The organism is Caballeronia sp. ATUFL_F1_KS39 (assembly GCF_023630985.1).
Taxonomy (GTDB): domain Bacteria; phylum Pseudomonadota; class Gammaproteobacteria; order Burkholderiales; family Burkholderiaceae; genus Caballeronia; species Caballeronia zhejiangensis.
This window is the reverse complement of record NZ_JALQDZ010000018.1, coordinates 1-755: the sequence shown is the minus strand read 5'-3', so window position 1 is coordinate 755 and position 755 is coordinate 1. Positions and strand designations below refer to the sequence as shown.

General features: G+C 63.4%; 1 protein-coding gene. It reads left to right on the top strand.

The genetic code is table 11. From position 1 onward, the window contains the following. On the top strand, positions 1–755 hold a 755-nt coding region (locus tag NCR93_RS11275), incomplete at both ends, for a serine hydroxymethyltransferase (RefSeq protein ID WP_250532220.1).

Sequence of the window (755 nt, the reverse complement as noted above, 5' to 3'; positions counted from 1 at the left end):
ACGCACGGCTCGCCGGTCAACATGTCGGGGAAGTGGTTCAACGTCGTAAGCTACGGCCTGAACGAAGCCGAGGACATTGACTACGACAAGACCGAAGCGCTCGCCAAGGAACACAAGCCGAAGCTGATCGTCGCGGGCGCGTCGGCGTTCGCGCTGAGGATCGATTTCGAGCGTCTTTCGAAGATCGCGAAGAGCGTCGGCGCGTACTTCATGGTCGACATGGCGCACTATGCCGGTCTCGTCGCGGCTGGCGTGTATCCGAATCCGGTGCCGCACGCGGACTTCGTCACGACGACCACGCACAAGAGCCTGCGCGGCCCGCGCGGCGGCGTCATTCTGATGAAGGCCGAGTTCGAGAAGCAGATCAACTCGGCCATTTTCCCGGGCATTCAGGGCGGTCCGCTGATGCACGTGATCGCCGCGAAGGCCGTCGCGTTCAAGGAAGCGCTGTCGCCGGAATTCAAGGCGTATCAGCAAGCCGTGGTCGATAACGCGCGCGTCCTGGCCGAAACGCTCGTGAAGCGCGGTCTGCGTATCGTCTCGGGCCACACCGAAAGCCATGTGATGCTCGTCGATCTGCGCGCAAAGAAGATCACCGGCAAGGCAGCGGAAGCCGCGCTCGGCGCCGCGCACATCACGGTCAACAAGAACGCCATTCCGAACGATCCGGAAAAGCCGTTCGTCACGAGCGGCGTGCGCCTCGGCTCGCCCGCGATGACCACGCGCGGCTTCGGCACGAAGGAAGCGGAGATCGT